Origin of the sequence: Phenylobacterium sp. (assembly GCF_016793285.1) — a bacterium.
Classification (GTDB): domain Bacteria; phylum Pseudomonadota; class Alphaproteobacteria; order Caulobacterales; family Caulobacteraceae; genus Phenylobacterium.
This window is the reverse complement of the sequence record NZ_JAEUMO010000001.1, coordinates 23255-44991: the sequence shown is the minus strand read 5'-3', so window position 1 is coordinate 44991 and position 21737 is coordinate 23255. Positions and strand designations below refer to the sequence as shown.

Annotated in this window: 16 protein-coding genes; 7 read left to right on the top strand and 9 right to left on the bottom strand. The window is 69.4% G+C overall.

The window, feature by feature from the left end; translation table 11 throughout:
• Window positions 1-10: 10 nt before the first annotated feature.
• The 4 genes from gor (at window position 11) to JNL41_RS00210 (ending at window position 5583) form a co-directional block, all read left to right on the top strand.
• Window positions 11-1393, top strand: a complete 1383-nt coding sequence (gene gor / locus JNL41_RS00225; RefSeq protein ID WP_293472060.1) for a glutathione-disulfide reductase — start codon at window positions 11-13, stop codon at window positions 1391-1393.
• Between the two features lie 27 nt (window positions 1394-1420).
• Window positions 1421-2593: an O-antigen ligase family protein gene (locus tag JNL41_RS00220; RefSeq protein ID WP_293472058.1), complete on the top strand. Its 1173-nt coding sequence runs from the start codon at window positions 1421-1423 to the stop codon at window positions 2591-2593.
• A gap of 79 nt (window positions 2594-2672) precedes the next feature.
• Window positions 2673-4052: a class II 3-deoxy-7-phosphoheptulonate synthase gene (locus JNL41_RS00215; protein WP_293472056.1), complete on the top strand. Its 1380-nt coding sequence runs from the start codon at window positions 2673-2675 to the stop codon at window positions 4050-4052.
• Between the two features lie 154 nt (window positions 4053-4206).
• Window positions 4207-5583: an MATE family efflux transporter gene (locus JNL41_RS00210; RefSeq protein ID WP_293472054.1), complete on the top strand. Its 1377-nt coding sequence runs from the start codon at window positions 4207-4209 to the stop codon at window positions 5581-5583.
• Between the two features lie 71 nt (window positions 5584-5654).
• Here JNL41_RS00210 and JNL41_RS00205 read toward each other — a convergent pair whose 3' ends face one another.
• The 3 genes from JNL41_RS00205 to JNL41_RS00195 all read right to left on the bottom strand — a co-directional run bounded on the left by JNL41_RS00205 (window position 5655) and on the right by JNL41_RS00195 (window position 9856).
• A complete protein-coding gene (locus tag JNL41_RS00205; RefSeq protein ID WP_293472052.1) occupies window positions 5655-7592 on the bottom strand; it encodes a pyrroloquinoline quinone-dependent dehydrogenase in 1938 nt (645 codons plus the stop codon).
• A 140-nt stretch (window positions 7593-7732) separates the two neighbouring features.
• Complete coding sequence (locus JNL41_RS00200; RefSeq protein ID WP_293472050.1) at window positions 7733-8635, bottom strand: cobalamin biosynthesis protein CbiG; 903 nt, start codon at window positions 8633-8635, stop codon at window positions 7733-7735.
• 219 nt (window positions 8636-8854) lie between these two features.
• The gene (locus tag JNL41_RS00195; protein WP_293472048.1) at window positions 8855-9856 is read right to left on the bottom strand and encodes an NADP-dependent oxidoreductase; all 1002 of its coding nucleotides are present in this window, start codon (window positions 9854-9856) and stop codon (window positions 8855-8857) included.
• 98 nt (window positions 9857-9954) lie between these two features.
• Here JNL41_RS00195 and JNL41_RS00190 point away from each other — a divergent pair, with 98 nt between their 5' ends.
• Together JNL41_RS00190 and JNL41_RS00185 are read left to right on the top strand one after the other, a co-directional pair.
• Window positions 9955-10872: a Gfo/Idh/MocA family oxidoreductase gene (locus JNL41_RS00190; RefSeq protein ID WP_293472046.1), complete on the top strand. Its 918-nt coding sequence runs from the start codon at window positions 9955-9957 to the stop codon at window positions 10870-10872.
• Between the two features lie 41 nt (window positions 10873-10913).
• Window positions 10914-11390 carry a glutathione peroxidase gene (locus tag JNL41_RS00185; protein ID WP_293472045.1) on the top strand — a complete coding sequence of 159 codons (477 nt, stop codon included), beginning with the start codon at window positions 10914-10916 and terminating at the stop codon, window positions 11388-11390.
• Window positions 11391-11418: 28 nt separating this feature from the next.
• Here the strand turns inward: JNL41_RS00185 and JNL41_RS00180 are convergent, their stop codons facing one another.
• The 4 genes from JNL41_RS00180 to JNL41_RS00165 all read right to left on the bottom strand — a co-directional run bounded on the left by JNL41_RS00180 (window position 11419) and on the right by JNL41_RS00165 (window position 19102).
• A complete protein-coding gene (locus JNL41_RS00180; RefSeq protein ID WP_293472044.1) occupies window positions 11419-12414 on the bottom strand; it encodes an MDR family oxidoreductase in 996 nt (331 codons plus the stop codon).
• Window positions 12411-13244, bottom strand: coding sequence for an enoyl-CoA hydratase-related protein (locus JNL41_RS00175; protein ID WP_293472043.1), 834 nt, complete (start codon window positions 13242-13244; stop codon window positions 12411-12413). The genes JNL41_RS00180 and JNL41_RS00175 overlap by 4 nt, the downstream gene beginning before the upstream one ends.
• Before the next feature lie 109 nt (window positions 13245-13353).
• Window positions 13354-16155: a TonB-dependent receptor gene (locus JNL41_RS00170; RefSeq protein WP_293472042.1), complete on the bottom strand. Its 2802-nt coding sequence runs from the start codon at window positions 16153-16155 to the stop codon at window positions 13354-13356.
• Window positions 16156-16261: 106 nt separating this feature from the next.
• The gene (locus tag JNL41_RS00165) at window positions 16262-19102 is read right to left on the bottom strand and encodes a TonB-dependent receptor (RefSeq protein ID WP_293472040.1); all 2841 of its coding nucleotides are present in this window, start codon (window positions 19100-19102) and stop codon (window positions 16262-16264) included.
• Between the two features lie 558 nt (window positions 19103-19660).
• Between JNL41_RS00165 and JNL41_RS00160 the strand changes: the two genes are divergently transcribed.
• Entirely contained in the window at window positions 19661-20350 is a 690-nt protein-coding gene (locus JNL41_RS00160; protein WP_293472038.1) for an aspartate/glutamate racemase family protein, read from the top strand.
• A 3-nt stretch (window positions 20351-20353) separates the two neighbouring features.
• Here the strand turns inward: JNL41_RS00160 and JNL41_RS00155 are convergent, their stop codons facing one another.
• Both JNL41_RS00155 and JNL41_RS00150 read right to left on the bottom strand, forming a co-directional pair.
• Window positions 20354-21028 carry an isoprenylcysteine carboxylmethyltransferase family protein gene (locus JNL41_RS00155; RefSeq protein WP_293472036.1) on the bottom strand — a complete coding sequence of 225 codons (675 nt, stop codon included), beginning with the start codon at window positions 21026-21028 and terminating at the stop codon, window positions 20354-20356.
• A 9-nt stretch (window positions 21029-21037) separates the two neighbouring features.
• A complete protein-coding gene (locus JNL41_RS00150; RefSeq protein ID WP_293472034.1) occupies window positions 21038-21730 on the bottom strand; it encodes an NnrU family protein in 693 nt (230 codons plus the stop codon).
• Between the last annotated feature and the right edge of the window lie 7 nt (window positions 21731-21737).

The window sequence follows — 21737 nt, the reverse complement described above, 5'->3', positions numbered from 1 at the left end:
GGAGACCGCAGTGGCGGACTACGACTACGACCTCTTCGTCATCGGCGCCGGTTCGGGCGGCGTGCGCGCGGCCAGGGTGGCGGCGATCACCGGCGCCAAGGTGGCGGTGGCCGAGGAGCACCGCGTCGGCGGCACCTGCGTGATCCGCGGCTGCGTGCCCAAGAAGTTCATGGTCTACGCCTCTGAATACAAAAAGGCCTTCGACACGGCTCGCGGCTATGGCTGGGAGATCGGCGACACCCGGTTCGACTGGTCGAAGTTCCTGATGGAGAAGGACAAGGAGATCGCCCGGCTCTCCGGCATCTACGTCCGCAACCTGCAGAATGCCGGCGCCGAGCTGCTGCACGGCAAGGCCCGCCTGAAGGACCGCCACACCGTCGAGGTCGAGGGCGTGGGGGCCGTGACGGCCCGCAAGATCCTGGTGGCCACGGGCGGGCGACCCTGGATGCCGAAGGAGCTGGAGGGCGTCGAGCACGCCATCACCTCGAACGAGGCGTTCCACCTGACCGAACTGCCCAGGCGCATCGTGATCGCCGGCGGCGGCTACATCGCGCTGGAGTTCGCCGGCATCTTCAACGGCCTCGGTGTCGAGACCACGGTCGTCTATCGCGGCCCCAACGTGCTGCGCGGCTTCGACGACGACATCCGCGCCCACATCGCCGAGGAGATGGAGCAGGCGGGGATCAAGATCCTGCTCGGGACCCAGCACACCAAGCTGGAGAAGACCGCCACCGGCATCGTGAGCCACTTCAACACCGGCCATAGCTGCGAGAGCGACGTGGTGATGTTCGCCCTCGGGCGTGAGCCCTATACGGCCGACCTGGGCCTCGAGGCGGCCGGCGTGGAGCTGGCCGCCAACGGCGCGGTGAAGGTCGACGGATTTTCCCGCTCGAACGTCGACAACATCTGGGCCGTCGGCGACGTCACCGACCGCATCAACCTGACCCCGGTTGCGATCCGCGAGGGCGAGAGCTTCGCCCGCACCGAGTTCCACGCCACGCCCATGAGCTTCGACCACGAGATGGTGGCCTCGGCGGTGTTCACCCAGCCGCAGATCGGCTCGGTGGGCCTTTCGGAAGCCGATGCGAGGCACGAGTACGGGAAGGTCGACATCTACCTCTCGAAGTTCCGGCCGATGAAGGAGACCTTCTACGGCGGCCAGCAGCGCGCGCTCATCAAGCTCGTGGTGGAGTGCGGGACCGAGCGCATCCTGGGCTGCCACGTCGTGGCGCCCGACGCCGGCGAGATCATCCAGATGGCGGCCGTGGCGCTGAAGATGGGCGTGACGAAGCCGCAGTGGGACTCCACCTGTGCGGTCCACCCGACCCTGGCCGAGGAACTGGTGACCATGCGCGAGAAGTATGCGCCGCCGGCGCTGGGGCAGGTGGCCTAGCGCGGCGAAGCCGCCTATCACGGGCCGATGACCGAGAGGGGCGACCGGCTGGGAGCTTGGTGCGGCTGGGTGCTCGTGGGCGCCGCGGCGCTGACGCCGCTGTTCGCCTGGCTGGGCCCGCTCGGCTTCGCGCCGCTGGTGGCGGTGGCGGGGCTGCTGTGCCTGCCGGCGCTCAGGGTGACCGAGCGGGACCGGCCGCTGGCCATCCTGCTCCTGGCCATCGTCGCCTGGGCTGCGGTCTCGACGGCCTGGACGCCGCACAGGGCGGCGGCGCCGGAAGACAGCGTCGCGCTCAAGCTGGCTGCACAGGTGGTGCTCTACTGGTCGGCCTGGCAGGGCGCGCGCCGCGCCGCCCCGGCGCAGCGGCGCCTGGCGCTCAAGGTGTTCGCCTGGGGGCTCGCAGCCTACGGCGCGCTGCTGATCGTCGAGGCGTTGACCGGGGCCGGCGTCTACCGCGCGCTGCGCGACGCCATCGGCGACCCGATCCGGCCCGATCTCGGCCGCAAGAACGTCGCCCAGGGCAGCTTCGTGCTGGCGCTGTTGTGGCCCGTCGCAGCGGCCGGCGGCAATCGCGCCGGGGCCTCCGCGCTCCTGGCCGTGCCGATGGCCCTGGGGACGGCGCTGCTGGCGCAGACCTTCCTGTCGGACGCGCCGGTGCTGGCGGTCGGCCTGGCGGTCGCGGTCGGCGCCGTGGTGTGGATCTGGCCGCGGACGGCGCCCAGGACCCTGGCGGCAGCGGCGGCGGTGGTCGTGCTTGTGATGCCGCTGCTGATCCTCGCGGCGCTGAAGCTCGGTCTCGGCGCGCACCTGCCGGAGTCCTGGGCCCAGCGGATGGGCTACTGGGGCTACGCCATCGCGCGCATCGCCGACCATCCCTGGCGCGGCTGGGGCCTGGACGCGAGCCGCGCCTTCAGCCCCTACATCCAGCTCCACCCCCACAACGGCCCGCTGCAGTTGTGGCTGGAGCTGGGAGCCTTGGGCGCGATCCTGGCCGCGCTGGTCCTGGCTTTCGTCGTGCGGCGCATCGCGCGCGACGAGCGCGGCCTGGTGGCGGCGGGCGCGGCGGGCACGGCGGCGGTCTATTTCTTCTTCGGCCTGATCAGCTTCGGGGTCTGGCAGGAATGGTGGCTGGCGCTGGGCGCGCTCAGCGCCGTCATCGCCGCCCTGGCCGACGCGGAAGACGCCGAACGCCGCAGCTAAGCTGCGGGGGCGTGACGCTGCGGTGCAATGTGGGTAAAACGCCCGGCCCGCTAAAACTGGCGGTTACCGAGTAAGACCCATGACTGAGCCCTGGACGCCCGCATCCTGGAGAGGAAAACCCGCCAAGCACATCCCGTCCGACTATCCGGACCTGGCTGAGCTCTCGCGGGTCGAGACCACCCTTCGCAAGATGCCGCCGCTGGTGTTCGCCGGCGAGGCGCGGCGTCTGAAATCGGCGCTGGCCGACGTCGCGGCCGGCAAGGCGTTCCTGCTGCAGGGCGGCGACTGCGCCGAGAGCTTCAAGGAATTCGCGGCCGACAACATCCGCGACACCTTCCGCCTGATCCTGCAGATGGCGGTGGTGCTGACGTTCGCCGGCGGCAAGCCCGTCGTGAAGGTGGGCCGCATGGCCGGTCAGTTCGGCAAGCCGCGCTCCTCGCCCGTCGAGACCATCGACGGCGTCGAGCTGCCCAGCTATCGCGGCGACAACATCAACGGCATGGACTTCACGCCGCAGAGCCGCACGCCCGATCCGCAGCGGCTGATGCAGGCCTACAGCCAGTCGTCGGCCACGCTGAACCTGCTGCGCGCCTTCGCGGGCGGCGGCTATGCCGACCTCTACAACATCCATCGCTGGACGCTGGGCTTCGTGGCCGACAGTCCGCAGGGCGCGCGATACCGCGAACTCGGCGACAAGATCTCGGAGGCGCTGAGCTTCATGGACGCGCTGGGCATCAACGCCCAGACGCACCCGACCATCCACCAGGTGGACTTCTTCACCAGCCACGAGGGCCTGCTGCTGGGCTACGAGGAGGCCATGACCCGGGTCGATAGCACCTCGGGCGAATGGTACGACACCTCGGCGCACCTGCTGTGGATCGGCGAGCGCACGCGCCAGCTCGACGGGGCGCATGTAGAGTACTTCCGCGGCATCCGGAACCCGATCGGCGTGAAGGTCGGCCCGACGCTGGAGCCGGACGAACTGCTGAAGCTCATCGACGTGCTGAACCCGAAGGACGAGGCCGGGCGGCTCACGCTCTACGGCCGTTTCGGCTACGACAAGATCGAGGGCCGGCTGCCGGCGCTCCTGAAGGCCACCAAGGGCGCGAACGTGGTCTGGGCCACCGACCCGATGCACGGCAACACCCTGACGGCCAACACCGGCTACAAGACCCGGCCGTTCGACAGGATCCTGTCGGAGGTGAAGTCGTTCATCGACGTCTGCAAGGCGGAAGGCGCGCACCCCGGCGGGGTGCATCTGGAGATGACCGGCCAGAACGTCACCGAATGCCTGGGCGGCGCGCGGGCGCTCTCCGAGGGCGACCTCGCCGACCGCTATCACACGCACTGCGACCCGCGGCTGAACGGCGAGCAGGCGCTCGAGCTGGCGTTCCTGGTGGCGGAAAAGCTGAAGGACGACCGCGTCGACCTCCGGCAACGGGTGGCGCAGGCGTTCTGACCGTCCGCGCCGCTTCGCGGGGGAGCTGAGGCGCCGGCTGTTGTCCGGCGGCCACGGCGGTAAGGCAAAGGTCGGCGGCGGCGACGCCGGCCTTGCCTGTTTTCGACGCGGGCGCCAGTGTCCGCGCCTCTTTGAAAACCTGAGCTTCACCGCCATGGACCGCCCCGCGGGCCAGGCGCCTGCGGATGCTCGCGGGCGCAGGAGCCCCGTCCGCACCGACCTCGACACGCTCCTGACGCTCTCGGGACCGGTCGTACTCGCGCGCCTGGGCATCATGGCGATGGGGCTGGTCGACGCGATCGTGGTCGGCCGCTTCTCCGCCAGGGAGCTCGGCTATCACGCACTGGGCTGGGCGCCGACGAGCGTGGTGCTGACGGCGGTGGTGGGCCTGCTGGCCGGCATCCAGGTCATGACGGCGCGGCGCATCGGGGAGGGGCGGCGCGACCTGACGGGCGCGGTGCTTCGGCGCGGGATCGTCTACGCGACGGCGCTGGGTTTCGTCTCCACCGTCGTCCTGGCGGTGGGCGGGCCGCCGCTGATGCACGTCATCGGCCTCGACAGGGACCTCGCGGACGGCGCGAGCCGCGTGCTGCTCGTCTTCTCGCTCTCGCTGCCGGGGTACGCGATCAGCGTCGCCTGCGCCTTCTGGCTGGAGGGGCTGTCGCGGCCCGGGCCGGCGGCCTGGTTCATGTGGACGGCCAACATCGTGAACCTCGGGCTGAACCTGCTGTTCGTGCCGGGGACGTTCGGGTTGCCCGCGATGGGCGCCGTGGGTGGGGCCTGGGCGACCACGGGGGCGCGCACGTTCCTCGCGCTGGTCAGCGTCGCCTTCATCCTGCGCATGGCCGAGTCCCGGGCGCTGGGCGTGTTCGACAAGCCCGAGCGCGACCGGCCGGCCGAGATCGAGCAGCGGCGGATCGGCTACGGCGCCGGAGTCTCGAACTTCTTCGAGGTGGCGGCCTTCGCGAGCCTGAACGTCATCGCCGGCTGGATCGGCGCGCTGGCCGTCGCCGCCTGGACGGTGGTGCTGAACGTGGCGGCGATCGTGTTCATGGTCCCGCTGGGGCTGGCGACGGGCGCCGCTGTGCTGGTCGGCAAGGCCTACGGCGCGCGCGACCCGGCGGGCGTCACGCGGGCGGGCGCGGTCTCGTTCGCTGTGACCTTCGCGTTCGGCGTGGCGGTGTCGCTCGCCGTCTGGCCCAGCGCCGGCCTGATCGCGAGCGCCTACACGACCGACGCGGCGACGCTGGCGATAGCGATCCCGGCGCTGGTGCTGTCGTGCCTGTTCTATGCGCCCGACGCGTTGCAGGTGGTGACGGCGCAGGCGCTGCGGGCGCGGGGCGACGTCTGGCTGCCGACGTCCACGCACATGGCCAGCTACATCCTGGTCATGATGCCGCTCGCCTGGTGGCTGGCGATCCCCATGGGCCTGGGCGTGATGGGGATGACCGCGGCGATCATCGTCGCCAGCTTCCTCGCGAGCGGCCTGCTGCTGGGACGGTTCTGGATGCTGAGCCGCCGGCCGCTGTAACGCCCCCAAGACGCTGCGCCGCCGCCGCCCGATGAATCGCCGGGACAACGATCAAGGCGAGGGGAACTGGCCTACTGGCTCAGCGGCCCCGGCAACGCGAAGGCCACCACCTGGTCGCCGCGCTTCGTGTCGGACTTGCCGTGGCCGCCGGCGGCGATGACGACGTACTGCCGGCCCTTCCAGACGTAGGTCATGGGCGTGGCCTGGCCGCCGGCGGGGAGGCGACCCTTCCAGAGCTCCCTGCCGTTCGCGCCGTCGAACGCGCGAAGGTAGTTGTCCATGGCCGCGCCGATGAAGACGAGCCCGGAGGCGGTGGCCATCGGCCCGCCGAAGTTCGGCACGCCGACGTTGCCCAGGAGGAACTGCGACCCGGGCGCCAGGTCGCCGGTGGCGCCGAGCGGAACCTCCCACAGCACCTTGCCGGTCCGCATGTCGACGGCGTGGAGCTGGCCCCACGGCGGCGGGTTGCAAGGCAGGATCACCCGCAGCACCTCGCGCTTCATGCCGTAGGGCGCGCCGCGCTGTTCCGAGACTTCGGTGTCGAGTTCGGCCTGCTTCGTCGCCTTCACCTTGTCGGCGGGGATCAGGGTGACCTTGTGCAGGGCGCTGGAGGTGTTGACGTAGACGACCTGGCGGCCGGCATCGAAGGCGAGGCCGCCCCAGTTCACGCCGCCGCCGGTGAACGGATAGAGGATCGTCCCCTGCAGCGAGGGCGGCGTGTAGATGCCCTCGTGGCGCGCGCCCTTGATGAGGTCGCGGCACTTGCCGCGATCCCAGGGCGTGAGGCCGTAGGCCTGCGTCTCCGAGATCTTCGTCGGCGAGAGCTGCTTCGGGGCGATCGGGAAGGGCTGGGTCGGCGACAGCGGCTCGCCCGGCGCGCCGCCCTGCGGCACGCGGCGCTCCTCCACCGGGATCACGGGCGCGCCGGTGTCGCGGGCGAGGGTGAAGATCAGGCCCTGCTTGGTGGCCTGGATCACCGCCGGCGTCGTGCGGCCGCCGTAGCCGACGTCGGCCAGGGTCGGCTGGGCGGGGATGTCGTAGTCCCAGACGTCGTGGTGGACGGTCTGGAAGCTCCAGCGCGGTTCGCCGGTCGCCGCGTCCAGGGCGACGACCGAGTTGGCCATGCCGCCGTTGCCGGGGCGCAGGCCGCCGAAGAAGTCGGGGCTGGCGCTGGAGGTGGGCAGGAAGATCAGGCCGCGGGCCGGGTCGGCGGACATCGGCGCCCAGACGTTGGCGGCGCCGGCCTTCACGCCGGGGCCGGCGTTGGCGAGCGGGTCGAACGCCCACTTCGGCGCGCCCGTGCGGGCGTCGTAGGCGCGGACCACGCCCGAGACCTCCTCGACCCGCTGGTTGTCGTCGATCGACGAGCCCACCACGATCACGCCGTTCACGATCACCGGCGGCGAGGTGATCTGCATCTGGCCCTTGCGCTCCAGCAGCACGCCCTGGCCGACGTCGACGCTCCCGCCCTTGCCGAAGCCGGGGCACAGGGCGCCGGTGGCGGCGTCCAGCGCGATCAGGCGGCGGTCGACGGTCGGCAGGAAGATGCGGCTCGCGCAGGGGGCGCCGGTCGGCGCCTCCAGGTCGGCCCAGTAGGTCACGCCGCGGCAGATGTAGTCGTTCGGATAGCGGACCCTGTCGTCGAGCTTCGGGTCGTATGACCAGAGTTCCTTGCCTGTCCCGGGATCGAGGGCCGAGACGCGGTTGAACTGCGAGCAGACGAAGAGCTTGCCGCCCGCCAGGATCGGCGTGTTCTCGAACGCCGCGCGCTCGATCGCCTTCGGATGGCGGGCGAGTTCGCCCGTGGAGTAGGTCCAGGCGACCTTCAGCCCCGCGACGTTGACGGGCGTGATCTGCGCGGCGGCGGAGTAGCGCTGGCCGCCCGCGTCGCCGCCGTAGAACGGCCAGTCGACATCGGCCGCGGCCTTCACGGGCCCGGCGGGCGGCTGGGCGCAGGCCGTGGCGAGGGCGAGGAGGCTGGCGGCGGCCAGCATACGGGTCGGGAGCATCGGGAACCTCGGGGCAGAAGCGATGCGCTGAGGTCACGATAGCGCGGCCTTGGGGCCAACCGGCAAGGGATGAACGGCGGGGCCGGTGGGACACCTGTGGCCTCGCGCGGGACAGCCGGTGGAGCGGCAGGGACGAGTGGTCAGGCTCCCGCGCCCAGGATCCAGCCTTCCTCGCGTTCGGCGTCGAGGACGACGTCGGCGGCCGTGCCCTTCGGCGGGGCGAACAGGGCGCCCAGCTTGCTGGCCTCGTCCAGGCGGGCGAAGTGCTCGGCGGTGGTGCGGACCTGGGTCAGGTCCTTGACCTCGCCCGGCGCGCCCTGCGGCTTGAGCATCGACGGATAGACCTCGGCGATCACGACGTCGACGCCGGCCAGGTCGGCCTCGGCGAGGGTCTTGAAGCCGGTCTCGAACGGCCAGGCCTTCACGCCCTCGCCGCGGGCCTGCTTCAGCCGGCGCACGAAGGGGATGCCCAGGATCGCCTGACCGCCGACCGAGCCGTTGTAGTAGAGCTTCCAGATCGAGGCCGCGCCCTTCGCCGCGAGGTCGGCGTGGCGGAACTCGGGCAGGTCGTCCGGCCCATGGTCGCGGGTCTTCTTCGGCTGCAGGGTGGTCAGGGTGTCCTTCGGCGGACAGCCCCAGAACGGGAAGGGGCCGCCGGTCATGCGCCGGTTGATCTCGGAGCCGACCCCGAAGCGGTTGTTGGTGTTGTCGGCCTTGTCCTTGACCATCTTGCCGAGCTGGTCCCAGGCCGCGCGCCAGGGCTCGTCGCCCGGCAGGCTCAGCGAGGCCGCGAACCCGCGCGGGAAGCCCAGCGGGAAGTCGAAGCCCAGGAGGCACCGCTCGCCGCGCTTCTTCAGGTCGTCGAGGATGGCGGTGAGCCGCGTCTCGGCCTCCGCCCGCGTCGGGGGGTTGTAGCTCTCGAACGCCATGCGGAAGCGGATGTCGCGCTTCAGGACGCCGATCCAGATGGAATCGGCGCCCGTCGTCGGCTTGGCCGCGGCGCTCCAGTCGACGATCACATAGGCGCTGAACAGGCGCGGCACGGTGGGGAACTCCAGGACCTCAGGGGGAAGACCGCAGCGTTTTACCCCCTCAACCGTGACGGTCCAGCGGTTAGGCGCGCGAAGGCCGCGAAGCGGCGCCGCCCTTAGGAGAGAACCGCGGAAAACGCGGAAGGACGCGGAATTGCGCCACGGCCATCTTTCCGCGTGATTCCGCGTATTCCGCGGTTCCTTCCCTTCAGCGTCTGATCGCCTGCGGCGCTAGGAGAGTTTCACCAGCATCTTGCCCAGGTTCTCGCCCTTGAAGAGGCCGAGGAAGGCGTCGGGGGCCTTGTCGATCCCGTCGAAGACGGTCTCCTTCCAGGTGACCTTGCCCGCCTTCACCCAGCCGGACAGGTCGCTGAGGAACCTGGGCATCAGGTCCCAGCTCGAGGAGACGATGAAGCCTTCCATGCGCAGTTGCTTGCCGACCATCAGGACGAGGTTGCGCGGGCCGGCCGGCATCTCGGTGGCGTTGTACATCGAGATCGCGCCGCACAGCGCGAAGCGGGCGAAGGGGCGCGCCGCGGTCAAAGCGGCCTCGAGATGCTCGCCGCCGACGTTGTCGAAATAGACGTCGATGCCGTTGGGCGCGGCTTTCATCAGCGCCGCGGTCAGGTCTTTCTCGGCCTTGTAGTCGATGACCTGGTCGGCCCCGATCGACTTCAGGAAGGCCACCTTCTCGGGCCCGCCGGCCGATGCGATGACGGTGTGACCCTTGGCCTTGGCGATCTGCACCACCATCGAGCCCACGGCGCCGGCGCCGCCCGAGACGAAGACGATGTCGCCGTCCTTGAGGGCCGCGATCTTCAGGAGCCCCGCGTAGGCGGTGAGGCCCGGCATGCCCGCGGCCCCCAGGAACGCCTGCGGCGGCAGGCCCATGGGGTCGAGCTTCTGCACCTGGGCCGCCGGGGCGTTGAAGCCCTCGCGCCAGCCGAAGCCCGACTGGACGAGGTCGCCGGGCTTGAAGTTCGGATCGTTCGAGGCCGTGACCTCGCCGACCGCGCCGCCGTCCATGGCCTTGCCCAGGGCGAAGGGCGGCGTGTAGCTCTGCACGTCGTTCATCCGGCCGCGCATGTAGGGGTCGACCGTCATCCAGGTGTTGCGCACCTGGACCTCGCCGGCGCCGGGCGCGGGCAGGTCGACGCTGGCCAGCTCGAAGTTGTCGGCGGTGGGCAGGCCGTTTGGGCGGCTCTTGAGGCGGATCTCGCGCACGGTCGTCATAGGTCGTCCTCCCGGCCGGGTTCGCTCCCGGTGTTCAAACGGTTGTATGACCTCGCGCGGGTGGCGTCGAGCGGGCGGCGCATGGTAGGCGGCGCCTCATGAGCTTGCGCGGCGGTGTGATCGGGGCGGGGGTGTTCGGCGGCTATCACGCGCGGCAGTACGCGCGGATCGCCGGAGTCGACTTCGTCGGCGTGTTCGACACCCATCCGGACCGGGCCGCCAAGGCGGCGATGCCGCTGGGCGGCCGCGCCTTCGCGGAGCTGGACGACCTGTTGGCGCAGGTGGATGTGGTGACCGTAGCATCGCCCGCGACGCACCATGCCGAGCAGGCGCTGGCGGCCATCGCGGCCGGCAAGCATGTCTACGTCGAGAAGCCGATCGCCATCAGCGTCGCCGACGCCGAACGGGTGCGGGCCGCCGCCGCGAAGGCCGGCGTGATCGTCGCGTGCGGGCACCAGGAACGCGTGGTGTTCCAGGCCATGGGCCTGCTGGACGTGCCCGAACAGCCCCTGCTGCTCGAAGCCGTGCGCCACGGGCCGCCGTCGGACCGCAGCCGCGACGTCTCGGCCGTGCTGGACCTGATGGTGCATGACATCGACCTGGCGCTGGCCATCGCGGCGTCCCAGCCGGTGACGGCCGAGGCCGAGGGCCATCGCGCGGACGACGGCGTCTGGGACGAGGTCCGCGCCGAGGCCAGCTTCGAGAGCGGCTTCACGGCGATCTTCGACGTCTCGCGCCGCGCCGCGGGGCGCCACCGCACGATGCGGGTGGTCTATCCTTCCGGCGAGGTCGCCATCGACTTCATGGCGCGCACGTTCCGCAACACCACGCCGTTCGCGTTGAATCCCGGTTTCGCCGACACGCCCGCCGCCCAGGACCCCTTGGGCGCCAGCGTCGAGGGGTTCCTCGCGGCCGTGCGCGGCGAGGCCCCGCGCCCGGTGGTGGACGCCGCCGAAGCCACCTCTGCGTTGGATTTGGCGATCGCGGTGGAACAGGCGTTGGAAGACGCCGGGTAAGGGGACTAGCTTCCGGTCCCGACAGAGACTGGGAGCCTGCGATGTCCAGCGCCTACGACTTCACGTTCGACAAGATTAGCGGCGGCGAGCTGCCGCTCAGCACCTTCAAGGACAAGGTGGTCCTGGTGGTGAACACGGCCTCCAAGTGCGGGCTGACGCCGCAGTACAACGGCCTGGAGCAGCTCTACAGCGACTACAAGGACAAGGGCCTCGTGGTGCTGGGCGTGCCCTGCAACCAGTTCATGGGCCAGGAGCCGGGCACGGAGAAGGACATCGAGACCTTCTGCTCGACCACCTTCGGCATCGACTTCCCGATGACGTCGAAGGTCGACGTGAAGGAAGCCGGCCGGCATCCGTTCTACGCCTGGGCCGAGCAGGAGCTGGGCGAGCCCGCCGTGCCCGTCTGGAACTTCCACAAGATCCTGATCGGCAAGAACGGCGAAGCGCTGGAAGCCTTCGGGCCACGGACCGAGCCGCAGGACGCGGGCCTGGTCGCGGCGATCGAGAAGGCGCTGTAGATCTGACTTCGACGGGGCAGGCGGGACCTTAGAGGTCGATCACCACCCGGCCTCGCACCTTGCCCTCGACGATCTCGCCGGCGAGGCGCGGGACGTCCGCGAGGGCGGCGTGCGTGGTCATGGCGTCCAGCCGGCCGAGGTCGAGGTCGGTCGCCAGGCGGGCCCAGGCCTGCTCGCGATCGGGCTTCGGCCGCATCACGCTGTCGATCCCGGCCAGAGTGACGCCGCGCAGGATGAACGGCGCGACGGAGGCCGGCAGGTCCATGCCCTGGGCGAGGCCGCAGGCGGTGACCACGCCGCCGTAGCGGGTCTGGGCCAGCACGTTGGCGAGCGTGTGGCTGCCGACGGCGTCGACGGCGCCGGCCCAGCGCTCGCGCGCCAGCGGGCGGCCGGGCGCCGCGAGTTCGGCCGCGTCGATCACCTCGGCGGCGCCGAGACCGGCGAGGTAGGCGCTCTCGCTCTCCTTGCGGCGCGAGGAGGCGACGACGCGGTAGCCCAGCTTCGCCAGGATCGCCACGGCGACGGAGCCCACGCCGCCGGCCGCGCCCGTGACGATCACCTCGCCCTTGTCGGGCGTGACGCCGAGCCGCTCCAGGCCGAGCACGCAGAGCATCGACGTGTAGCCGGCGGTGCCGATCGCCATGGCGTGGGCGTTGGAGATGGCGTCCGGCAGCTTCACCAGCCAGTCGCCCTTGACCCGCGCGACGCCCGCGTAGCCGCCATGGTGGGTCTCGCCGACCCCCCAGCCGTTCAGGACGACGCGGTCGCCCGGCCTGAACCCGGCGTGGTCGGAACTCTCCACGACACCCGCAAAGTCGATGCCGGGGATCAGCGGCCAGGTCCGAACGACGGGCGAGCGCCCGGTGATCGCGAGCCCGTCCTTGAAGTTCACCGTGGAGTGTTCGACGCGGACGGTGACGTCGCCGTCCATAAGGTCGTCGATGGTCAGGTCCTCGAAGCGTGCGTCGGGCGCACCGGCGTCGGTCTTGTGCAGGCGCAGGGCCTTGAAGCTCGTTCCCATCATTCGGCCGCCTTCGCAGGGGTGAGGCCGTGGCGGTCGCCTTTGCGGCCACGCACGGCGAGATCGACGGTGAGGAGGCGCCGCTCGCCCGCCACCCGCATCTCGTTGCCCGGCATCCACATCATGGCCACGTAGTCGCCGAGCGAGTCCTCGACGGCCCTGGTGAACCCTTGGGCGTCCTGTGCCTTGTTCATCTGGAGCTTGGCGAAGCGCAGGTAGCCGGCGTCGTTCTCGGCCACGCGCCGCGCCCAGGCGAAGGTCTCGCGCTCGAGGTCGGCCTTGGGGACGACGCGGTTCACGAAGCCCGCCTCGCGCGCCTCCTCGGGCCCGATGAACCGGCTCTCGAAGCACAGCTCCTTGGCGCGGCGGATGCCGACGTCCCACGGGATCGACATGTATTCGACGAAACCCGGCAGGAACTGGCTGTCGTCGGCGGCGAAGATGACATCGCACGCCGCGGCCAGCATCCAGCCGGCGTAGATGCAGTAGCCCTCGACCATGGCGATGGTGGGCTTCTCGAAATTGCGCCACTTCAGGAGCAGGTCGAGGTTGTATTTCTTGAAGGCGTCGTAGTGGCGCACGCCGCCCGCGCCGATCTTCTCCTTGCGGTAGTCGGCCCCCTCGGGCGTGCCCAGGTCGTGGCCGGTGGAAAACACGCCGCCGGCGCCGCGGATCAGCACGATCTTCACCGCCTCGTCGTTGCGCGCCAGGTCGAACGCGGCGTCGATCTCGTCGAGCATCCGCCAGCTCTGCGCGTTGCGGTACTGCGGCCGGTTCAGGGTGATGACGCCGACGCCATCCTCGATGGCATACCGGATATCCTGGAACTCCAACGCGTCCCTCCCTTGGTTCTCACGCGACTATAGGCCGGTGAGGGCGGATGGAAAAAGCGCCCGACGGTGACCGTCGGGCGCTCGCTTCCGTCAACGCTTGGGGTGCTGATCAGAAGAACTTGTACTGCAGCTCGATGCCGTAGGTGCGCGGCGGGGTCAGCGGATAGGTGCTGGCCGGGTTGTTGCCCGCGATGTCCGGCCGCGCGTCCTGCACGACGTTGACGATCGGCGCGCCGGCGGGCGGCGTGTAGATCGACCCCGCCCGACGCGAGGCGCCGGCGCCGCCCTCGTAGCCGAGGTCGTCGAACAGGTTCTTCACGAAGGCGATGACCGTGGTCTTCCGGTCCTTGGCCTTCCAGGTCAGGCGGGCGTCGACCTGATCCCACGAGGGGGACTTGTAGTAGTCCCGATCGAAGATCGAGCCGTACTGGCTGTCGCGCCACGTGTAGCTGACCGAGCCGGTGAGCGAGGAGCCGTCGCTGAACGGGTAGGTGTAGTTCGCGTTGATCGCGATCTTGTGCCGCGGCGAGTTCGGCAGGTTGTAGCCCTTGAGGTTCTGGACGCGCTGGAAGCCGCCGTTCGGATCGGGCGAGCCCGAGACCTGGGTGGTGGCGCCTGCCGCGTTCACGACCGGGCGCGGGCTCGTATAGACGTCGGCCGCGCAGGTGGTGGTGGCGTCGCCGTAGGCGGTGGCGCGGCAGAGCGAGCGGTCGGTGATCGGCCGCGCGCCGGGTTGCAGCGCCGCCGGGTCGGCCGGGTCGATGGCCGAACCCTCGGTGATATGCGCGTCGAGGTAGGAGTAGTTGGCCAGGATCTGCAGGTTTTCGATCGGCTGCCAGATCGTCTCGATCTCGATGCCCTTCGAGGAGGCTTCCGGCACGTTGTAGAAGATCGACTGCGTGACCGCGACCGCGCCCGAGGTGTTGACGATCGTGAGCGGGATCTGGGCGTTGGAGTAGTCGTAGTAGAAGGCCGCGATATTGGCCTGGATGTTACGTCCGAAGTTCTTCTTCAGGCCGACTTCGAAGGCTTCGACCTTCTCCTCGCGGGTCTCCGGATTGGGCGAGAAGCCCACGTCGATGCCGATCCGGAAGCCGCCCGGCTTGTAGCCGTGGCTGTAGCGGGCAAAGGCGTTGGTGTCCGGGTCGGGGTCCCACTTCAGGGTGACGTTGCCGGTGACCTCCTGCCACTCGTCCTTCAGGTAGCGGGTGGCGAAGCCGCTGACGGGATCGAAGACCGTCGGCGTGATCACGCCCTTCGGCAGGATCGCGGCGGACGACCACTGGTTCTCGGTGATGTCGACCACCGGGATGCCGCCGGCGATGGCGCCGTTCAGTTCGGGGGCCGCGAAGCAGCCGGCGACCTGGTAGCAGAGCAGGCGGCCGCGCTCGATGCCTTCCTTCTTGTCGATCGAGTAGCGGATGCCGCCGCTGAGCGTGAAGGTGTCGATGAACTCCCAGTCGAGCTGGGCGTAGGCGGCGCGCGAGCTGATGTCGAACTCGGGGTAGGTGTCGAAGATCCGCCGGTTCGGGTTGGCGGCGCAGGTGCCGTTGCGCTTTGCGCAGAGGGTCGCCGGCACGCCGAAAGGCCCCTGCACCCGCGGCTCGTCCACCAGATAGGTGTAGACCGGCTGGCCGTAGCTTTCCTTCCAGTAGTAGAGGCCGGCCAGCCACTGAACCGGACCGTCGTGCGTCGAGACGAGGGTGACTTCGTTCGACAGCCAGGATTCCTCTTCCTGGTAGTTGAACGCGTAGCGCGGGTTGACCACCGCGTTGTTCTGGCCGGTCACGGAAGGCAGGGTGTAGCGCAGGATCGGGGCGGTCTGGTCGACCGGCGTCGGGCCCTGCAGGTAGTAGTGATAGTGGACCGCGCCCAACTGGTAGCGCAGGTCGAAGCCCGTGAAGTGGTAGGTCCACTCGCTGGCGAAGATGTAGGTGCCGTTCAGGTCGACGTCGTAGGGGATCGTCGACGCGATCTTCCGCGGGTTGGTCAGCGCGGGGTTCACGCAGCCCATGGGGCTGGCGTTGAGCACGTTGGTGGCGTTGCCGCTGCAGCCGTATCCCGGCTGGAGCGTGATGCCGGCGTTGGCGGCCTCGAACGTCGGATAGACGGCGGGCGTCCAGGTGCCGCGCGAGCCGGGCCCGCCGGCACCGTTGCGCCACTCGATCCACGTCAGCTTCATCCAGCCGTCGAAGTTCTCGCCGATGTCGAACTTCAACTGGCCTTCGACGATGTTGGTGTTGATGACGTTGCCTTCGTCAGGCTCGCCCGGGACGATGTTGTCGATCCAGCCCTTGGACTGCTTCTCCCAGTTGGCGGCGAGGCGGAAGGTGATGCCGTCGATGAACGTCGGGCCCGAGATCGCGCCTTCCAGGATATGGTGGTTGTAGTTCTGGTACTGGCCGCGGACCTCGCCGTACCACTCGTCGGTGGGCCGCTTGGAGACCAGGTTGATGGCGCCGCCGATGGCGTTGCGCCCGTAGAGCGTGGCCTGCGGGCCGCGCAGGATCTCCACCCGCTCGAGGAAGAGCGGCGTCTTGCCGGCTTCGACCGTCGAGGTCGTGTAGATGCCGTCCGAATAGACCGAGACCGAGGCGTCGGCCGCGTGGACGTTGTTGGTCCGGCCCACGCCGCGCAGGCTCACCCGGTCGGTCTGGGTGGAGTACTGCAGCCCGGGCGTGAAGTTGGTCAGGTCGAAGACCGACTGGATGCCGATCAGGTCCCGCTTCTCGGCCGTGAAGGCCGAGATCGCGACCGGCACGTCCTGAAGGCTCTGCTCCCGCCGCTCGGCGGTGACCACCAGCTCCTCGATGGTGTTCGAGGCGGCCGACGACTGCGCCTGGGCGGCCGTCGCGCTCACTACGGCGGCCAGCAGGGCGCTGGACGCAAGCAAGCTGTGCTTGAGTTTCATTGTATTCCCTCCCCGCAGTTCTCCGGGCGGGCGCGTGATTGCGCTTCTTCCCGGTCTTCAAGAGCGAAATGGCCCGCCCCTTCTGCGAGGGCGGGCCATTGAAAGGTCAGAAGAACTTGTAGCGCAGCTCGACCCCGTAGGTCCGTGGCGGCGTGTTGTAGTAGGTCTTCGAGATCCCCTGGATGCAGTAGATGGTGCCGACGCTGCCGGCGGCCGGGTTGGCGGCGCCCTGCGCGACGGGGCTGCAGGCCAGGCCCGCCGGGTTCGCGCCGTAGAGCAGGTTCGTGACCTGCCCGTCGACACGCCGGCCCGTCGCGCCCTGGTCGTAGCCGATCTTGTCGAAGATGTTCTTCACATAGCCGATGATCTCGAACTTATCGTCCTTGTCCTTCCACAGGACCCGGGCGTCCACCTGATCCCAGGTCGGCGCCTTGTTGTACCAGCGCTCGAACAGGGCCCCGTAGGCGTTGTCGCGCCACGAGTAGGACACGCTGGCGGTCAGCGACCCCGGCTCGAAGTCCCAGGTGTAGTTGGCGGCGATCGCGATCTTGTTCCGCGGCGCGTTGGGCAGGTCGTTGCCCTTCAGGCTCTGGATGCGCTGGAAGCCGCCGCCGGGCAGGCCCAGCGTGGGTTCGTCCAGCACGCAGTCGCCCTGCACGGTGGCGCCGCCGGCCTGGCACTGCGCGATCGTGTGGATCGGCTTGGCGCCCGGCTGGGCCGCGGTCGGATCGACGGTGTCGACGGCGAAGCCCTTGGTGATCTCGGCGTCGATGTACGAGTAGTTGGCGATGATCTGCAGGTTCTGGATCGGCTGCCACAGCACCTCGACCTCGACGCCCTGCGAGCGCGACTTCGGGGTGTTGTAGAACGAGGTCGTGCCCTGGCTGATCGTCTGGCCCATCAGGCTGCCGGTCTGCACGACCGAGATCGGGATCTGCAGGTTCTGATAGGAGTAGTGGTAGAGCGCCACGTTGGTCTGCAGCGTGCGCCCGAAGGTCTTCTTCAGGCCCAGTTCGAAGGCGTCGACCGTCTCTTCCTTCGAGTAGGGCAGGAAGCTCAGCACCGTGAAGATGCCGATGTTGAAGCCGCCCGAACGGTAGCCGCGGGCGTAGCTGGCGTAGCCCAGCGTGTCGTCGTCGGGGTGCCACTCGACCTTGGCGGTGCCGGTGACGGCCGACCAGGAGGCGTCGTACTTGCGGGTGGCGAAGCCGGTGGTCGGATCGAACGTGGTCGGGCCTTCGACGCCCTTCGGGATCACGTCGATGCCGGCGCCGCTGCCGGCGGCGACGACCGTGTTCACGCCCGTGAGGTCCAGCGGGATGAGCGCGAACTCGGGCGCGAGGCCCCCCAGGCAGGCGGGCAGGCCCAGGCAGAGCAGGCGCGCCTTTTCCGTTCCATACTTGCGGTCGTGCGAGTAGCGCAGGCCGCCGGTGAAGGTGAGGGCGTCGCTGAAGTCGTAGCTGACCTGGCCGTAGAAGGCGTACGAGGTGTTGCTGACCGACGGACGGTTGTCGAACCGCCGGCCGATGCCGGCCGGACAGGTCACCGCCGTGGCCGCGACGCCCGCGCCGTTCAGGCAGACGCCGAACGGCGGCGAGATGTTCCAGCCCGTCTGGCGCGGATCCTCGATCGTGTGGACCGGCTGACGGTAGTGCTGGTGGTAGTAGTAGGCGCCCGCGATCCACTGGAACGGGCCCTCGGTCGTCGAGACGAGGTTCAGCTCGTTCGAGATGAAGCCGTTGCGCTCCTGGTAGTCGAACGCTTCCTGCGGGTAGACCGTGGTGGCCGCGCCGACGCGGTACTCCAGGACGCCGGGGTCCTGGCTGCCGCCCGGGGTCGAGCCCTTCAGGTGATACCAGTACCGGACCCCGCCCAGGATGTACTTAATGTCGAAGTTGTCGGCGTGGTACGTCCAGTGGCTGGCCACCGTGTAGGCGTTCGGAACGCGCACGTTGTAGGTGGTCGGCCGGTTGATCTTCCACGGGCTGTCGTACGAGACGTTGCGGCAGCCGTCGGGGCTGGCCAGCACGACGTTGGTCGCGAGGCCCGAGCAGCCGAAGCCCGGGTTGAAGTGGGTGGCTTCCGAGTAGAACTCGGTGATGTCGAAGGCGTCGGCGCCGTTCGGGTTGGTGGCCGAGCGGAGCGCCTTCCTGCTGCCGTCGAGATTGAAGATCTCGGGCGTCCAGCCGGCCGATTGCGAACCCGGGCCGCCGGCGCCGTGGCGCCAGTTCGTGAAGCCGAACTTCGACCACATCTCGAGCTTTTCGTTGAACTGCACGTCGATCTGGGCTTCGGCGTAGAAGCTGTCGACGACGCCGCCCTCGCTGGGCATGCCCGGCACGGTGTTGTCGATGTAGCCCTTGCTCTGCCGCTCCCAGTTGACGGCGAGGCGCATCTTCACCTTGTCGTTCACCGGGCCCGAGACGGCGCCCTCGAGCACCGAGCGGTTGTAGTTGCCGTAGGTGGCGCGGACCTCGGCGTAGGGGCTGTCGGTCGGACGCCGCGAGATGATGTTGATCGCGCCGGCGATCGCATTGCGGCCGTAGAGGGTGCCCTGCGGACCGCGCAGGATCTCGACCCGGTCGAGGAAGAGGGTGGACGAGCCCGCGCGCACGGCGAAGGTCTCGTAGACGCCGTCGGCGTAGTTGGCGACCGAGGCGTCGGCCGACAGCACGTTGGTGAGTCGCCCCAGGCCGCGCAGCGACACGCGGTCGGTCGATGTCGAATACTGCAGGCCCGGCGTGAAGTTGGTCATGTCCTGGATGGACTGGATGCCGACGATGTCACGCTGTTCCGACGTGAACGCCGAGATCGCGACCGGTACGTCCTGCAGGCTCTGTTCGCGCTTCTCGGCGGTGACCACGAGCTCGGCGATCGTGTTCGTGGAACTGGACTGGGCGTGAGCCGACGTGCCGACCACGGCGGCCATCAGCGCGCTGGACGCCAACAAGCAATGCCTGAACGTCATCTGGACTGCCTCCCCGCAGCTTTGATGTAGCGCTATTCGCTGCGCTTGAGCGGCAAGCTGAAGCAGCCGTGTCAGGTCGTCAACGCTAATGCGGTAGGTGAACGCTGATAACTAAATAAGACTCAGTTATGTCGCGAAGGCGCGCGAAGATGCAGTTGTCATGTGTCCTTGTAACGTCAGTAGTTTTGAGCAATGATCTGGTCGTTTCTGACTTTGTTCATCCCAATAACAACCTAGGGGCGCGCCAATGGCGCGCCTTCTTTGTTTTACGTTGGCCTCATTGTCGCCCTGTATGGCCGGAATTTCGCAAGCGCGAAATACATCGAAACCTTACGCAATAAGGTTTCGCTCACTTCTGAGATATCCGTGATATCTGCACTGCAACATGAAATTGGAACGCGTTGCAAGGCCACTCGTAAAAGGCGAGTAAGCAGCCTCCGGTGGTCGGCGCTTCCGTCCGGGGCGGCCTGATCCTAAAGAGACTCCAGCGGCGCGGCGGACCCTGGCCCTGCGTCATCGTGTCAGCGCAGGTGTCGAATGAAGACCATCGGCCTCCTCGGGGGCATGAGCGCCGAGTCGACGGCGATCTACTATCGCGAGCTGAACCGGCTGGTGCGCGAACGCCTGGGCGGCCTGCACTCGGCCGAGCTGCTGATCCGTTCTGTGGACTTCGCGCCGATCGCCGCGTTGCAGGCCCAGGATCGCTGGGACGAGACCGGCGTCATCCTCGCCGACGCCGCGGCGCGGCTGGAGCGAGCCGGGGCCGACGTCATCGTGCTCGCCGCCAACACGATGCACCTGAACGCCGATGCGATCTGCGCCGCCGTCGGCGTGCCCTTCCTGCACATCGGCGACGCGACCGCCGCGGCGCTGAAGGCGAGGGGCGTCGCGCGTCCCCTGCTGCTGGCGACGCGCTTCACCATGGAGAAGGACTTCTACCGGGAGCGGCTCCGCGCGGCCGGGCTGGACCCGCTGACGCCCGACCAGGCCGGCCGCGACCGCCTGCAGGCGATCATCTACGACGAACTCTGCCAGGGCGTGGTGAGGCCCGGGTCGAAGGCCGACGCGCTGGCCATGGTCGCCGCCGCGCGCGGCGAGGGCGCCGACGGCGTGATCTTCGGCTGCACCGAGATCGGGATGCTGCTCGGCCAGGACGACCTGGACGTCCCCGCCGTCGACACCAGCCTCGTCCACTGCCGGGCGGCCGTGGACTTCGCGCTGGGCTGAGCCTCACCAGACGCCCGGCAGCAGGCGGAAACGCACCTTGCGGCGGTAGGCGTCGTAGCCGGCCAGCTCGGCCGCCAGCACCTTCTCCTCGCCGACCGCGCGCGCCGCGACGAGCAGAATCAGGAGCACGCTGCCGGCGAAGCCCCAGCGCGAGCCCAGCAGCAGCGGCGTCCCCAGCATCCAGAGCACCGCGCCGGCGTACATCGGGTGGCGGACAAGTGCGTAGGGGCCGGTCTGGATCACCTCCTGCGCGCGGTCGCTCTGCACCTGCACCGCCGGCGCGGCGAAGCTGTTCACGCGGAAGGTCACCCAGGCGACCCACATGCACGCCGCCTGCATCGCCCCGCCGAGAGCCTGGCCGCAGAGGCCCCAGGCCGGCGCGTGCAGCCGCGCTTCCCATCCCATGCCGACGAACCAGCCGACGATCCCGATGGGAAGGAGGGCGAAGAACACCCGGTCCAGCGGCCGCAGGCCGCGGCCGCCGGAGACCGAGGTGCGCTCGCGCAGCAGGGCGGGGTCGGTGCGCGCGAGACCGGCCGCCATCGCGATGCTCGAGACGACGAAGAGGGCGATGAACGCCCAGGCCTGCCACCAGTCGAGGCGGCCGGCGGGCAGGAACAGCATCAGGCCGAAGAGGACGGCGATGACGGCGGTCTGGAGAAGGGCTCGACCCAGCATGGCTCCGTCTCAGGGCAGGGCGGCGACCCCGAAGGCATAGGGGTGGGCGAGGGCGACGGCGGCGGCGACCGCGAGGCCCAGGGCCGGCTTCCACCATCCGATCTCGCCGAGGCTGAGGCTCTGGCGCCCGGACAGGATCGCCGCGAAGGGGATGTTCGAGGTGCGGGCGGCGAAGGCGTCCCACGAAGCCCCCAGCGCGCGCTTGCGCTTGGCGTCGATGCTGCGGGTTCCGTAGACCGCCAGGATCAGCATGGAGCCGAAGAGGATGAGGCCGGCCCGGTCGCCGTTCACGAGCAGGTGGCCGACCGCCCAGATCGCCACGCCCCAGAGGAACGGGTGGCGGGTGACGCGCAGCATGCCTCGCACGATGTCCGGATCGTCCAGCGCCGCCTCGCTCCGCACCGCCGTCGGGTTCCGGGTGGCGATGCCGACGACGATGAAGACCATCGCCACGACCTGCAGCACGAGCTGGATCGTCCGCGTCGCCGGCGTCACGCTCCAGTAAACGACGTTGTCGGCGGCGGCCCGAGCCTCGGCGAAGCCCCAGCCCAGCCAGGCGAGCCCCGCGAAGGACGCCAGGACGAACAGCCCCATGTACGGCCCCTGGCCGATGCGGGCGATCAGCACGTCGCGAAGACGCGTGCCCGACACCACGAGGTGCAGCAGGACGAAGAAGGCGGCGGCGGCGATCAGGTTGGACATCGGGGGG